This is a genomic window from Vescimonas sanitatis (assembly GCF_049060325.1).
In the GTDB taxonomy this organism is placed as follows: domain Bacteria; phylum Bacillota; class Clostridia; order Oscillospirales; family Oscillospiraceae; genus Vescimonas; species Vescimonas sanitatis.
In genome coordinates this window covers 140,883-155,393 of record NZ_JBMGPW010000007.1, presented here as the reverse complement: position 1 = coordinate 155,393, position 14,511 = coordinate 140,883, and the positions used below count along the sequence as shown (strand labels likewise).

Sequence of the window (14,511 nt, the reverse complement as noted above, 5' to 3'; positions counted from 1 at the left end):
GGTCAGTGCCTATGTGACCGTTACCGACAACGGCAATATGTCCGGCGTCACTACCTCCTTCGGCAGCCTTCAGGTGGCGGGTACCAATGCGGGCGGCTCCTATACCGTGCCTACCGGCACACCCAATCAGACTATCTCCATGCGGATCCCCGTGATCAATGTAGGCGGTACCCTGACCAGCGTGACGGTCTATCCCGTGGTGTCCGCCGCGCTGGACGAGTTCCCCTTCGTGATCGACTCCACCAATTTAGGCAAATATTTCGACTACTGGGCCAGCGGCGAGGTGAAGTATCTGGACTACACCTTCACGGTGTCGCCCTTTGCCACCTCCGGCAACAAGTCCATTAAATTCAAGGCCAACTATTTCGAGAACAGCGCCCCTGCGGAGGGCTCCTTCTCCACGCAGTTTACTGTGATCGACGGCTATGACGCCTCCGCCATGTCGGTGATGGTGCAGAGCTATAAGCTGTATGTGGACGATACCGAGGTATCCGGCCTGATGGCAGGCGAGGAGACGGAGCTGCGCCTGACCCTGATCAACAATTCCAAGTATGACACGGCCAAGAAAATCATCTCCAGCCTGGTATTCACCAATTCCCCCGGCCTGACGCTGTGCGTAGGCGGCACGGATACCGCCTATGCCGACTCCATCAAGCCGGGCGGCACGACGATCCTGAAATACAAGATCATGGCCAAGCAGGACGCGGAGGTTGGCCCCGCCATGCTGGGCATCAACCTGACCTATGAGACCACCGAGGCGGTGGCCGGTAAGGCGGCGCAGAACATCATGCTGCCGGTCAGCCAGAAGATGGATGTTCTGGCCGGTACGCCGGAGGTGTACGGCACACCCAGCAAGGATAAGGAAGCTACCATCTCCGTGCCGCTGACCAACATGGGCCGCGCCAAGGCTATGAATATCCGGGTGCTGGCCACGGACGGCATGACCGCCGCCGCGCCCTGCTACGTGGGTGACCTGCTGGCAGGCGGCTCCACCAGTGCCGATGTAACGGTGGGCTTCTCCAAGATCGGCGCGTTTATGGGAAAGATGATCCTCCAGTATGAGGACGCCAACGGCGAGACGTATTCTCAGGACATCTCCGTGCCCCTGAGCGTGGCGGAAAGCTCTGCGGATACAGATGCCAACAGCGTCAACGCAAATAAAGACGGCACAGACAGCCGCTGGTGGCTGTGGCTGCTGATAGCGATCCTTGCTCTCATCCTGATCGGCATTGTGGTCTATGTCATCATCCGCTATAAGCGCGGCGAGATCGGACCCGGTGCCGAAAACACCGCTGCCTTGGACGATTTTGACGACGACTTTGACGCAGACGGCGGCACGCCGGATATTGGAGAGAAGCCGCTGACCTACGACGGAAGCAATAAGGACGGGAATGTATGAAGCCAAAAGACCTGTTTCGCTACGGCTGCACCAACCTGTTCCGACGAAAGACCCGCACGGCGCTGACAGCCCTATCCATGGCGGTGGGCGTCATGTGTATCGTGGTGCTGATCTCCGTAGGTCTGGGCTATGAGCAGGCGTACCGCGAGAGCATCGAGGCACTGGGCAGCCTGACAAAGATCGATGTGACGCCTGCCACCGGCGATTACGGGCGCAAGGCGCTGCTGAACGACAAGGCACTGGAGGCGTTCCGGGGCATCGACGGTGTGGAGGCGGTAACGCCGGTCTATCAGCAGTCCGCCTATATCGTGTCCGGCAACTATGTCAACATGGTGCGCGTCTACGGCATTGACATGACCACGGCGGAAAACTTCATGCTGACGCCGGAGCGGGGCGTTATGGCCGAGGACGGCACACGCCTGCATCCGGAGGTGCTGTTTACCGACGATGTGGCAGCCGGACTTGCCAACAAGGCGAAGGACTGGGAGCTGGCGGTGGACGAGAACGGCAACGCTCTGATTGACCTGCTGGAAGTACCTGTCCGCATGACCTTCGATTCCTCCAGCCTGACCGGCGAGCCGAAGGCTGACACCGACGGACGGGCACTGCCCTCCAGCAATCTCTATACCCTGCGGGTAACGGGTATCTGCTCCACCCTGAATAACAACTTCGCCACCGCCGCGTTCATGTCCTTTGACCGCTTGCAGGAGATGACGCAGGCCAACGCCAATTACATGGGCGCGACAACTCAAACCAAGACGGCGGAGGAAAAGGCCAACGGCCCCACCTACGACTTGGTTTGGGTGAAGGTGAAGAACGTCAGCGACGTGCAGCGTATTGTCAAGCTGATCCGGGACACGGGGCTGAACACCTATTCGCTCAATGATATGCTGGAGACGGTGCGGACGCAGTCCCGGCAGATCCAGGGGATGTTGGGCGCGCTGGGCGGTATCGCTGTCCTGATCTCCGCCATCTGCGTGGCAAACACCATGATGATGTCCATTACGGAACGGACGCGGGAGATCGGCGTGCTGAAGGTGCTGGGCACCGTTCGCAGCGACATCTTCAAGATGTTCTTGACGGAAGCGCTGATCGTGGGCGTGATCGGCGGCGCGGCTGGCTTGGTGCTGAGCTTTATCGCCAAGTGGCTGATACCGGTGATCTTCGCGTCCCGTGAGCTGCGGTGCGTGCTGCCCTGGTGGCTGGCGGTCTGCGGTGTGGTGTTCTCCGGCGGCGTGGCCATTGCCGCCGCTTGGATCCCCGCCCGCAAGGCAACGCTGATCAGCCCCAACGAAGCCATTCGCTCTGAGTGAGGTGACGATATGAAAAAGACAACACACAATTTCAAAAAGCCGCTGCGCAGTGCCCTCGCCATGGCACTGGCACTGGTAATGACCCTTTCTCTGACGGTACAGGCTTTCGCAGCAGTTGGTACTTGGCCGGCCACCGGTACGGCCAGCGGTGACAGGTATTTGCAAAACAGTGGTACTTTCTATAACGGCAGTGCTGTAATGGCCCCGCTATATGCCAATTTTGGCGGCTTTATCAATGTATACGGCGTGCCGCAGGGTTCCGATGCAAGCTCCTATGTCATGACGCCGACCTCCATTTACTTTGGCGACAACAAGAGTTCAAAGGATAATAAAGCTGATATAGTACTTAACAATTCTTATGATTTTTCAAGGCCGATTCGCTATAACCTTACTGCAGCAGATGGACGGACATTCCCAGTCTATACCTTTGCAGCGGAGGCTACCAGTAAGGAAACGTGGACAGAAGCGAATACCCAGGAACTGCTGGGTATGGCGGAGCTGTTCGCGGATACCTATCATCAGCTCTATCTTGTAATAGATAAGATCAATGCGGCAAAGACCAATATCGGCGCGTATCATCCGGCCAATGCGGATATGCTCGGCACACTGGGCTACTGGCTAGGCATGGATACCGCCTTTTATGACGACGATACTGTCGGCATGGGAGGCAACCGTCTCTTTGACTCCTATGAAGCAAAGTGGCGTGCGGGCGGCGAGGAGGCCGTTCAGTTCATGCAGGAATACCTGCAAAGGTATATTACCAAAAAAGGCTATAGTCGGGTCAGCCCCGCGGCACTACGGATCATCTATGAGCAGATCGTTCCGGAGTATCTTTCCTACGTTGAACAGAATCGCATCAAAGAGCCGGTCATTGACCGGGTGACCATTGGCGGCTCTGTGGGCAGTATCGATGCCGCGGCTCGCACGGTGACGGTGAAGCTGCCGAAAAATGTAGACCGTTCCCAATTAACAGTGGATGTTGAGGTAGGAACTGGACTAATCGCCAATTCGGTGGCGGGTTCTGTGGCCCAAGGGTCTTTGGCCTATCAGGTAACACCCTATGATCCGGCATACGGCACGAAATACAATGCACTGAGCGCCACATGGCGTATCATCATCGAAACGGGTAAGCCGGACAATCTAGTTACCTCCTTCACCGTTACCGCTGATGATGGCAAGACCCGGTACGCCAAGATCGACGAGACCAATAAGACGATTTTCCTGAACCTGCCTGAGGGCACCGACCTGAGCGCTATCACGCCGGTGGTCGTTCATACCGGCACGGCGGTCACGTTAGAGGGTTCGGCCCTTGACGGCAGCATTTCCTTCGATTTCACCAATTCCGAGACGACACCTCTGACAATGGTGGTGACCAACAGCAACTTTGCTCTGCGAACGGAATACAGGGTAACCGTCACAGCCAGAAAGTCCTCAGAGAATTACATCACCGCCTATAAGCTGGGCGACGCGGAGGGCGTGATCGATGGCGACAATATCGCCATTACCATCCCTTATGCAATGGACTTGGCTGCCGTAGAGCCGGAGATCACAATTTCCGAATTTGCGGCGCTCACCGCGCCTGACGCTTTGAAGGAAGGTGAAAACACTTACACCGTCACCGCCGAGGACGGTACCGAGCGAGTCTATACGGTGACCATCACCCGCACGGCGGTGGCAACGGGCAGGCAGATCTTATCCTTCACCTACGGCGCGGTGGCAGGCACAATCGATCAGGTGAATGGTACGATCTCGCTGGGGCTGCCCGCCGGGACAAGCACCACCTTTGCGCCGGCTATCCGCGTATCAGATTTCGCCACGGTCACACCGGCCTCCGGTGAGGCGCGGGATTTCAGCAAGCCGGTAAAATACAAGGTCACAGCGCAGAACGGCTCCACCACCACCTATACCGTCACTGTAACGGTTTCTCAGGAGCAAGCAGAGAATCCTTACAAGGCGGATATGGAGTCACTGATCAGCAAGATCAACCAGCGGTACAGCCGGACAACGGCAGGCGCGTGGGAGGACTGGGAATGGATGAACCTGGGCTTCTACCAGAAGAAGCTGGGTAATCTTGACGACGGCTTCTCCATCGCGGAGTGCATCAAGCGGCTGGACACCACCACCAATGTGGCCATGACCAACATTGACCGTAAGATCATGACACTGACCGCCCGCGGCATCGACTGCTCCAAGCTGTCCAAGTACAACAACGGCGAGCCCTTCATTGACGCCAAGGGAAACAAGGTAGACGACCTTGCCGCAATCCTCTATAACTACAGCGGCGGATATACCATCAACGGTCCCATTTTTGCCCTGAACGCCCTGGATATGGGCAACTATACTATCCCTGAAAACGCCGTGTGGACGCGGGAAAAGCTGCTGGAGACGATCCTGAACCACAAGTATCTGTCGGACGGCTTCGGCTTGGATATGGTCACCATGCTGATGCAGTCTATCGCGCCCTATCAGAACGATCCAGTGTACGGCGAGCGGGTCAAGGCTAAGCTGTGGGAGGGCTTTGACATTGTTATGGACAGCTTTGGCACTGACCCCTTTGACAACCCATTTGGCGTCCAGTGGGGCGGCGTGTATACCTCTGAGGGCGCGTCCCAGATCATCTGCGCTCTTTCCGCTATGGGTGTTGACGTTCACACGGATGTGCGCCTCAACAACGGAAAGGACAGCGTGCTGACCTCGTTCCTCAACTACGCCGACTTTGTCGAGGGCTATTTTGCCCACAGCAACACGACGCCCAAGAACGCCATGGCCACCTATCAAGGCTGCTATGCCACACAGTGGTATCTGGGCTTCCTGAATGGCGGCGGCGCGGGACATCCCTATTCCCTGTATTATCATCGCTTCGATTTCTCCCGTAAGCTGTCCACCGAGGCGGACATTACCTCCTTTACACTGGAGGGTAAGAAGGGCGTGTTTACCACCGAGGGCGGAGACAACATCATCACCGTGACCCTGCCTGCCGGTACGCCGCTGAATGATATGCACCCGCAGCTTCAGCTGTCTGATTATGCCACGATCCTTGCACCGGATCTTACCGGCGGCATCACCTTTGTGAAGGATACCAAGACCGCCTTCACCGTGCAGGCGGAGGACGGCAAGACCACCAAGACCTACTATGTGGTAGTCAAGCTCTCGGATGAAGAAAAGCCCTCCGGCGCGGAGATCTACACCGATACCATTATGCTGAAGGACGCCAATATCCTGCGGGATCTGGACATTCTGGGCAAGAACATCACCACTGGCACGGACAGCACGGATATTGAGCTGCTGCTTGACGCAGGAAAGGACACCTCAAATCTGATGATCTACGCCCGCCTCTCCTATGGGGCCACCGCCTCGCCGGCGCTGGACGGGAAGAAGGGCATGAACCTGTCGGATTGGACGACCTTCACCATCACTTCCGGCGACGGGACGAATACCCGGACGTACCGCATCAAGGCCACGGCACGGACGCAGGCGTCTATCTCCGCCTTCAGCCTTACCATCGGCGGCACGGTCTATGAGGGCGTTATTGACAACAAGGCCAACACCATTACCGTGTCCGGTGTGGATGACAGCAATCTGTCAAGCACCTCCTTCGCCCCGGATGTGACGCTTGGACCGGAGACGCTGGTCTGCTCTCCTGCCCCCGGTCTGGCGCAGGACTTTTCCCGCACGGTGCAGTACATCGTGGCGGGCAATGAAAAGGTGCTGTCCCGCACCTACACCGTCTCCGTGCTGAATAAGGCGGGGCAGTTGATCTCCGGCAGCGGCGGTGGAGGCGGCAGCGATCCTGTAACGCCGGCCACCGGCGCGAAGATCACGGCCTTTTCCGTGCTGGGCGTGGACGGTGTCATCAACCAGAGCGCAGGTACTATCACCGTAACGCTGCCTGCCGGTACGAACGTGACGGCGGTAGCGCCCTCCGTTACAGTGACGGCGGGCGCGGTGGTCAGCCCTGTGCCCGGCGAGGTGGTGAACCTTACCGCTCCGGTGGTCTACACCGTGACGCTGGGCGAGGAAACCAGCCGCTATACCGTCACCGTGACCTTCGAGCGCAGCGTTTCCCAGCAGCTTTGGGACGAGCTGGGCAACAACTCGGATGTGGCGGATCACCAGACCAGCCACACCAAGCGGGATTGGAGCTGAGTGCCATGAGGAAAAGAAAAACTGTATTTCTATTGCTGGTGTGCCTGTTGCTGACGCTGGCGGCTGGCTGCGGGAACGCACCCCAGCAGCCGCAGGAGCGCAGCAGGTGGGATATTCTCTCCGCACGGTGCGGCGAGGCGGAATGTATGGTGTCCGTCACCAAGAATTGGGGCAGACAGGAGACGGGGCTGAGCTGTGTCGTGACTATTCCCCGCAGCGAGGGCATGGACGTGACCGCCGTCCCGCTGACGCTCCAGTTATCCGAGGGCGCGACGCTGGATGAGACTGAGCCGTGCATCGTATCCATTGACGGTATGTCGCTGGTGGTGGATCTGACGGTTAGCGGCCCCTGCATCACCGTGCAGAACGAGGGCTATACCCGCACCTACTGCCTGCGGCTCAAGGAGGCGATGGGATGAAGCGTATAGTATGCTTGCTGATCGCCGCGCTGAGCGTAAGCCTGCTGCTGGGCGGCTGCGGCCAGAACAGCGATCCGCTGGCTATCCGGGAGTTTATCATCGGCGACAGCATCGGCACGGTGGAGCAGCGCGGCAGCGGAAAGGATGCGGAATATGTGATCTGCATCACACTGCCGATAGAAACGGATTTTCAGAACTGCACAGCCAACATTACGCTGGCGGACGGCGCGTCCGTCAATGGCGATAGTCCCTGCCTGAAGGCAGATTTGGGCGGCCGCATGGTGCTGGATCTGACGCGGGAACATCGGGATCTGATTATAGAGAATGGGTCAAGCAGCCGTTCCTACGGCTTTGAAATAGGGCTGAGCCGGTAACGGCTCATGATAGAAAAGAGGTGATGCATGGGATTACGGCGTTCCCTGCGCAGAAGAGATCAACAAAAAATTAACAGAAGGAGAACGAACATGAAAATGACGAAGAAGATCACCGCATTGTTGTTGGCTCTCGTGATGGCGCTGTCTCTCAGCACCATGGCATTTGCCGACGGCACCACGACGACCACGACCGGGAAAGTAACCCGCACGACCGTCAATTCCATTGACGCCGTGTCCTCCGTCACCATTGGCGGCACCACCGCCTATTATGAGAAGGACAGCAATACCGGCGACCAGATCTATATCCGCGCCATGGTGGCCGGCGGCTCCGAGTATGGCCTGAAGAGCACCAACGTGGTGATCAACCTGAGCAATGCCGGCGCCACCATCAACGGCGACCTTGCCTTCACGGGTGCGGGCAATGTCCGCACGGCGACGAATGTGAACCTGCTCAACAAGGTCTATACCGTGATCATCAGCACCTCCGAGGGCGGCGTCACGACCAGCAAGACCTATAAGCTGGCTGCCGGCTTGCCCAATGGCGCGGTTGCCATTGCTTCCGGCGATCCTCTGCGCATTTCCACACTGCAGTTCGGCGATGTGGAGGCTACGTTCACTGCTACCAACGCGCAGAATCCCCTCATGGGCAACACTGTGTCGAACACGGATGGCAAGTGGACCTTCGTGAGCTACAAGGCCGCTGCCACCATGGACAGTGTTATTAGCAATAGAACTGCGGTTTCTGCCTTCATCGGAGTACCTACCGGAAGCACTGCTTCTGGCGGATGCCTGGGTGAAACGACTGTAAGCGGTGAGGCTGAGGTTACGCTGAATCTCAGTGATGGCACTCCCTTTGTGAATGTGACAAAGGGCAGTGAGACCCGTAAGTACTTTGTTTTTGCCACCGACCCCGGTACTTTCACGGTGAAATATGGTATTGATTTTACCGAGGCCATGGCTGATTCCCACTATACCGGCACCGTAAAGACTGCGGTGGATACTCTGAATACGCAGGCCAAGGAATTCTTCGGTATTACCGATGGCCACGCTTATGGTGAGCGTGTTGTTAATTCCGGCGAGACTGTGATGGATATCATGCACAAGTTTGCTGTCAAGTACAGCTATACTTCCGAGGTCCCCGAGGGCTGCACCTATATGGCGACGCTGAACGGCATCGGTGAGTTTACTTTTGGGCAGTACTCCGGCTGGATGTATACCGATGGTCCCACTTGGGTCAATGGTGCGGCTGACTTTACCAAGTGGAACACTCCCGCTGTGGGTGGCGCCAGCTATACTCTGAGCGCGGGTGACGAGATCTGCTGGTTCATTTGCTGCGACTATAGGCATCATCCCTGGGGCTAATGCACAGGGAGAAGATAAAAAATGAACAGTAAGGAGGGCGGGGCTTTCCGCCCCGCTCTCCCTACATTAGAACTGGAGAATGTTTATGAATAAATTGAAGCGCATATTGATTCTCGGCCTGATAGCCATTTTGTGCTTCAGTGTGATCCCGACAACGGTTGCCTATGCGGACTCTCAGCCGTTTTCCATCATAGGAAGTGATGGAACTGCTTATACTCCGGTCAAGACGGACATCAAATATGATCCTGTTGGCGAGATATATCCTACTGTATATTGCCTGTGGGTTCCCGAAGATGTTGCGACCCTGACGATTCGGGCATCGGACACCTATCAAAAATTGCATTGCGCATGTAATAAAGGCGGTACTTCCACGACAGAGAACGGCGAAATAGTACTTTCTCTATCCACGAATAACCACACAAAGCGGTGTTTATCTACAAAATTAAAAAATATCCCTGATGTTGGTAAGTATATTGATTCCAGCACGGATGTTGCTCATTTGATGCTCGTGAAGCTATATGACGACCAAGCCACGAAGATAAGCTACATTCTTATCCAAGCTGGTGGGACGAAGCTGATTGCAGACCCTCAGCCGTTTTCCATCACAGGAAGTAACGGAACTGCTTATACTCCGGTCAAGACGGACATCAAATATGATCCTGTTGGCGAGATATATCCTACTGTATACTGCCTGTGGGTTCCCGAAGATGTTGCGACCCTGACGATTCGAGCATCGGACACCTATCAAAAATTGCATTGCGCATGTAATAAAGGCGGTACTTCCACGACAGAGAACGGCGAAATAGTACTTTCGTTATCCACGAATAACCACACAAAGCGATGCTTATCTACAAAATTAAAAAATATCCCCGGCGTAGGTAAGTATATTGATTCCAGCACGGATGCTGCTCATTTGATGCTCGTGAAGCTATATGACGACCAAACCACGGATATTAGCTACATTCTGATCCAAGCTGGTGGTTCTGCCCCAACGGAAGATACAACGCCTCCGGAATTCAGTTTGGTTGCAAACGGTGTGCAGCGCACAGGAGAAACAACAGCCACCGTTAAATTTACCTCCAGCGAGGCCGGTACGGTTTACTATTCTCTCGTTTCTGCCGACGCTGTGGACACGTCCGGCGCTGGTACGCCGATGGTCAGCGGCGAGAATACGCTGAATATCACCGGATTGACCGCCGATGCGGCAACAGTCTATATTAAGGCGAAAGATAGTTCGGGTAATATTAGCGAATCTACGTTGAAAGCTGCGGTTCCTGCCTACGAAACCACTTATCAGATTTATCTGGGCCTTTGGAGCCATACGCAATACTACGATTTAGGCTATCGGGTCGCCAGTGTGACCGCAGACGGGAGACCTCTTAGCATGAGCGGAATAAGTGAGGTCGAATGCAGCGGCGTAAAGGCGGGACAAACGGTCAAGGTCACGCTTTACATTCCGGAGGCCGGTAAGGAGCTGGCGTCGGTTTCCCTGATCACGAATGACGGAAATAAAACGCCGATCAACGTAACCGTTGACGGCACGGAGAACAGCTTCACCTTTACCATGCCGGCGGCCAATGTGCGCACGGCGATCGGTGAAAGCTTTACCCTCAAGGATTCTTCGATTGTGCGGTATAGTCTGAAATCGGGTGTTTCCCTGCTGTACAGCAATGTTGGAAATATTGAATCGAACCGTCAAGGCACCGTGACCTTCACTGATTCCAACGGAGTAACGCTGATGCAGGCGCAGCCCGGTCAGCAGGTAACTGTGACTGCGCAGCCGGTGCCGTATACGGCAGGCGATGTGTTCCATCGGAAATTTGTGTGTTGGAAGGATATTAAGGGCATTGAGGTCAGCACCGAGGATCAGTTGAACCCCTCCTTCACGTTTACCATGCCGGCAAGTGATGTCTATTTGTTTGCGGAAATCAACAATGTCGGCACAGAGGTCACATGGAAAACAAATCCTTTGGACGTGACAAATGTCCAACTGAAAGGACTTAGCAGTAACGACAGTCCGTTTGTCTTTGCTGACGGTGCCACACTGAGTGCTATTCCGTTAGGTGAGGACTGGTGGTACCGGTACGAATTCACCGGCTGGACGGTGGAGCGTGATGGAACGACATTGCCGGACTCCGAAGTGAGCACTTCGCTAGTCAACTCCAGCCGCCCGAAGGGGTCGTTCGGCTATGCAACAAAAGTGGAGTTCAAGGCAAGCGGCGAGAAAATGACCGTCACGGCTAACTTCCGTGAGCGTGCTTTTGCCAGCGTTACCGCCGTGGCGGATGCGACCATGGGCAGCGCCACCGTTACCGTGGGCGGCAGTACCCCCGCAGAGACCCAATCTGTTGTCTACGAGGGCCAGACCGTCACCCTGACCGCCACCCCCGGCGAACGCTATATGCTGAAAGGCTGGGAGGTCAAGGATGCCGATAAGAACGATGTGACATACACCGTTGCGGAGGATGTTGTCAACGTTGCCACCTTCATCATGCCTGCCACCGGCAAGGACATCACCGCAAAGGCGATTTTCAAGGTAGATCCCGCAAAGGCCAGCGCCGCCTGCGATCTGAGCAATGTGACGCTGAATATTCCCGGTGCCACCAGCGAGCGCAGCGGCACCAAGTATACCATCACGGTTCCTGCCAACACAGACGAAGCCGCGCTGGCGCAGGCGGTACTGAAGCTTGAGATCTCCGAGTATGCCACGGTGAAGAAGTCCGGCGATACGGGCAACTGGCCCGCTGAGGGCAAGGCCTGCGATATGGAGCTGGATAAGGCTGCCACCTTCACGGTGACGGCTGAGAACGGCTCCACGCAGGACTACACCGTGACCATCACCAAGGCAAAGAGCAGCGAGAAGGACATCACCGCCGTCAAGCTGTTGAACGCCGATAAGTCCGTGATCGCCGAGGGCAAGCTCAGCGGTACGACGTGGACGATCACGCTGCCCTCCAATACGGACAAGGCCCTGATCAACAAGATCGGCTCTGCGCCGGATGTCTTTATGCAAATCAACTACACCGGTGTGTCTCTGGCACAGGCAGAAGGCTATGACGATGCGACTGGCATCATCGGCAAATGGTCCTCCGGCAATGTCATGTGCGGCATCAGCCCCAACAGCAGCAAAACTTTCACCGTCACCGCCGAGGATGGCAGTACCAAGACCTACACGGTGGAGATCAAGTACACCGCCCCCAACGCTCCCACCCTGTCCGGCGGCTCTGCCACCCGCACCAGTAAGACTGCCGCAACGGTGAAGTTCACCTCCAATGAGGCCGGAACGTACTTCTACAAGGTGGTTGAGCACGGTGCGGCGGCACCCACGGTAGATGAGATCATGAAATCCACCACCCATGGTACAGCCAGCGCAGGCGAGACGACCATCACCCTCAGCAATCTGACCGAGGACGCCCGTGACATTTACATTGTGGTCGTAAACGCCTCCGGAGGCGAGAGCACTGTCCTGAAGGTGGAGATCCCCGCCTATGGCAGCGGCAGCGAAACGCCGGATACCGGTAAGTTTACCATCACGATTAACGCCCCCAAGGGCGGCAAAATCACCACCAACCGCACCAAGGCGGATAAGGGCGACGAGATCATCGTCACCGTCACGCCCGACAGCGGCTATCAGATGGCAGAGGGCTCTCTGACCTACTCGCTGGCTGTGGCAGGTGGTGAAACGGTGAAGATCACCGGTAACCGCTTTACTATGCCTGCGGGCAATGTGACCATCACCTGCAAGTGGGAGACGGCCACAACGACTGCCAAGGGCATCACCAGCTTCTCCATCAACGGTGTGGCCGGTGCGGTGAACAATACCACTAACACCATTACCATCACCATGCCTCGCGGCACAGATGTGACGAAGCTGACCCCGGTTATCGCCACAAACGGCGTCAAGTCCCTGACACCTGGCAGCGGTGAAACGGTGGACTTCACCAATGCCGTGACCTACACCGCCGCCATGGAGGATGGCAGCAGCAAAACCTATACTGTCACGGTCTACGTGGACAAGGGAACGCTGGCCGATCAGTTCTGGGACAAGCTGACGGACTTTGCCACCCAAGTTCCCTGGTGGGAGTATGCAAAGCATCAGCAAAGCACCAGCAAGTATCCCAAGTATTGGTAAGTAGATGGCTCCCGACCCCGCAGACACCCTGAAATACCAATCGCAAAACGAACAAAAGAGCAGCCATTCCTAGGAATGGCTGCTCTTTCTCTGTAATGACTCAGGCACGGGCGTGATGGGCGTTGGCCTCCCCGTGTGCCTGAACCCCGCCTACCCCCACGGCATGACACTATGGGGCTCTGAAGGGGCTGAGTGCGACTGCGAAGGCAATTGCTATACGCCGCGCGACTCACGAAACGTAAATACGCATTTGATGTGTCAGAGCAGGGATGCCAGTTAAGCATTGAGCCAGTTGTCGAGAATAGGCCGCACCGGTTGAATAAATGAAGGAAGACCACTTGCCGAAAACAGCAGGTAGCCTTCCCTTAGATAGAGAGTGATTTCCTTGGAATTTGTCCTTCCGAACGTATTGACAATATACTCGATTATGCTACGCTGGGATTAGGGGGCAGGTGCGGGGGTACGAAGTTACATTTCCCCGCCTGAGCGTGACTGTCTAGGCCGCTGGGGTCACTGCGGAGTTGCGGAAGGCACGGTGCTCGTGCCACTTCCTTGCTCAGACCGCTTTTTGAGCCCCAAATCTCCATCTGAATACTCATTAATGATGGTAGAAATTTCATCGTCAACACGGAGAACCGTCATAGAATAGTATTGTAGGCTATTTCGCCAATCCTTTCTGCGAAAAGTTTGCTTGAGATCTTCAAAAGCTTGCTCGCAATTCAAAATGATTATAATGTGTGCCTTTAATGCGTATGTGTTAGCAAATAGATTTAAGATTATGTCGGAGGCAAGTACATCTTCCCCTTTGAAGTACTGAAAATTCCACGATTCACCACCGTCTTTTGTGCCAAGATTATAGGGCACACACTCATAATTCCTTTCGCCGCTGGTGTTGTTATTTGGCCTAACAGGCGTACAAGTTGAAAGCTCTCTCATATCACCGTCTATATCAAAAGTATCTCGCACAAAGCAGGTAAGGCGTGAACCATAATAGATTAACTGCCAATCTCCAACCAGTTCAATCAACTTCCGCGTGTCTTTTATATACCGAGCCAAATCAATATTCAATCCAAGTATATACGCAACTCTATTCCATTCTGGTTTTGATTTCACGTTGTCAGTCCTCAGAAAACGAGAGAATAGGCTGGAAGATAGTTCGAACTCGGTTGCAATATCTACCTGCGAGACTCTCGGATTTTGTTGTAGGAACAAATTAATTACATCTTTTACTAACTGAGCATCTTTGGGAAAATTGTTCTGGTCTCCAGTGGCCTCTACCATAAAGTTATAGTCATCTTCAAATTTTTCTAATTCTTTTGACAGCTTTGCATCTTTGCCCATATACAAACCTCCAAATTTATTTGAT

Annotated in this window: 8 protein-coding genes; 7 read left to right on the top strand and 1 reads right to left on the bottom strand. The window is 55.3% G+C overall.

Annotated elements, in window-relative coordinates; all coding sequences use genetic code 11:
* The 7 genes from ACOMDU_RS09805 to ACOMDU_RS09775 form a co-directional block, all read left to right on the top strand.
* On the top strand, positions 1 to 1,399 hold a 1,399-nt coding region (locus ACOMDU_RS09805), incomplete at its 5' end, for a COG1361 family protein (RefSeq protein ID WP_421130144.1).
* The gene (locus ACOMDU_RS09800; protein ID WP_421130143.1) at positions 1,396 to 2,712 is read left to right on the top strand and encodes an ABC transporter permease; all 1,317 of its coding nucleotides are present in this window, start codon (positions 1,396 to 1,398) and stop codon (positions 2,710 to 2,712) included. The genes ACOMDU_RS09805 and ACOMDU_RS09800, both read left to right, overlap by 4 nt.
* Before the next feature lie 9 nt (positions 2,713 to 2,721).
* Entirely contained in the window at positions 2,722 to 6,858 is a 4,137-nt protein-coding gene (locus ACOMDU_RS09795) for a DUF5018 domain-containing protein (protein ID WP_421130142.1), read from the top strand.
* A gap of 5 nt (positions 6,859 to 6,863) precedes the next feature.
* Positions 6,864 to 7,277 (top strand): hypothetical protein, encoded by a 414-nt coding sequence (locus ACOMDU_RS09790; protein ID WP_421130141.1) that lies wholly within the window; start codon positions 6,864 to 6,866, stop codon positions 7,275 to 7,277.
* A complete protein-coding gene (locus ACOMDU_RS09785; protein ID WP_421130140.1) occupies positions 7,274 to 7,651 on the top strand; it encodes a hypothetical protein in 378 nt (125 codons plus the stop codon). Before ACOMDU_RS09790 ends, ACOMDU_RS09785 begins: the two co-directional genes overlap by 4 nt.
* Positions 7,652 to 7,741: 90 nt before the next feature.
* Complete coding sequence (locus ACOMDU_RS09780; RefSeq protein ID WP_421130139.1) at positions 7,742 to 9,013, top strand: hypothetical protein; 1,272 nt, start codon at positions 7,742 to 7,744, stop codon at positions 9,011 to 9,013.
* A gap of 916 nt (positions 9,014 to 9,929) precedes the next feature.
* Complete coding sequence (locus ACOMDU_RS09775) at positions 9,930 to 13,145, top strand: InlB B-repeat-containing protein (RefSeq protein ID WP_421130138.1); 3,216 nt, start codon at positions 9,930 to 9,932, stop codon at positions 13,143 to 13,145.
* A 510-nt stretch (positions 13,146 to 13,655) separates the two neighbouring features.
* On the opposite strand, the gene ACOMDU_RS09770 is transcribed toward ACOMDU_RS09775, so the two are convergent.
* Positions 13,656 to 14,486, bottom strand: a complete 831-nt coding sequence (locus ACOMDU_RS09770) for a hypothetical protein (RefSeq protein ID WP_421130137.1) — start codon at positions 14,484 to 14,486, stop codon at positions 13,656 to 13,658.
* Between the last annotated feature and the right edge of the window lie 25 nt (positions 14,487 to 14,511).

What these genes read in the sequence shown, in the direction of transcription:
- ACOMDU_RS09800 (WP_421130143.1), top strand. Translation starts at nt 1,396, where the DNA reads ATGAAGCCAAAAGACCTGTTTCGCTACGGCTGCACCAACCTGTTCCGA.
- ACOMDU_RS09795 (WP_421130142.1), top strand. Translation starts at nt 2,722, where the DNA reads ATGAAAAAGACAACACACAATTTCAAAAAGCCGCTGCGCAGTGCCCTC.
- ACOMDU_RS09790 (WP_421130141.1), top strand. Translation starts at nt 6,864, where the DNA reads ATGAGGAAAAGAAAAACTGTATTTCTATTGCTGGTGTGCCTGTTGCTG.
- ACOMDU_RS09785 (WP_421130140.1), top strand. Translation starts at nt 7,274, where the DNA reads ATGAAGCGTATAGTATGCTTGCTGATCGCCGCGCTGAGCGTAAGCCTG.
- ACOMDU_RS09780 (WP_421130139.1), top strand. Translation starts at nt 7,742, where the DNA reads ATGAAAATGACGAAGAAGATCACCGCATTGTTGTTGGCTCTCGTGATG.
- ACOMDU_RS09775 (WP_421130138.1), top strand. Translation starts at nt 9,930, where the DNA reads ATGCTCGTGAAGCTATATGACGACCAAACCACGGATATTAGCTACATT.
- ACOMDU_RS09770 (WP_421130137.1), bottom strand. Translation starts at nt 14,486, where the DNA reads ATGGGCAAAGATGCAAAGCTGTCAAAAGAATTAGAAAAATTTGAAGAT.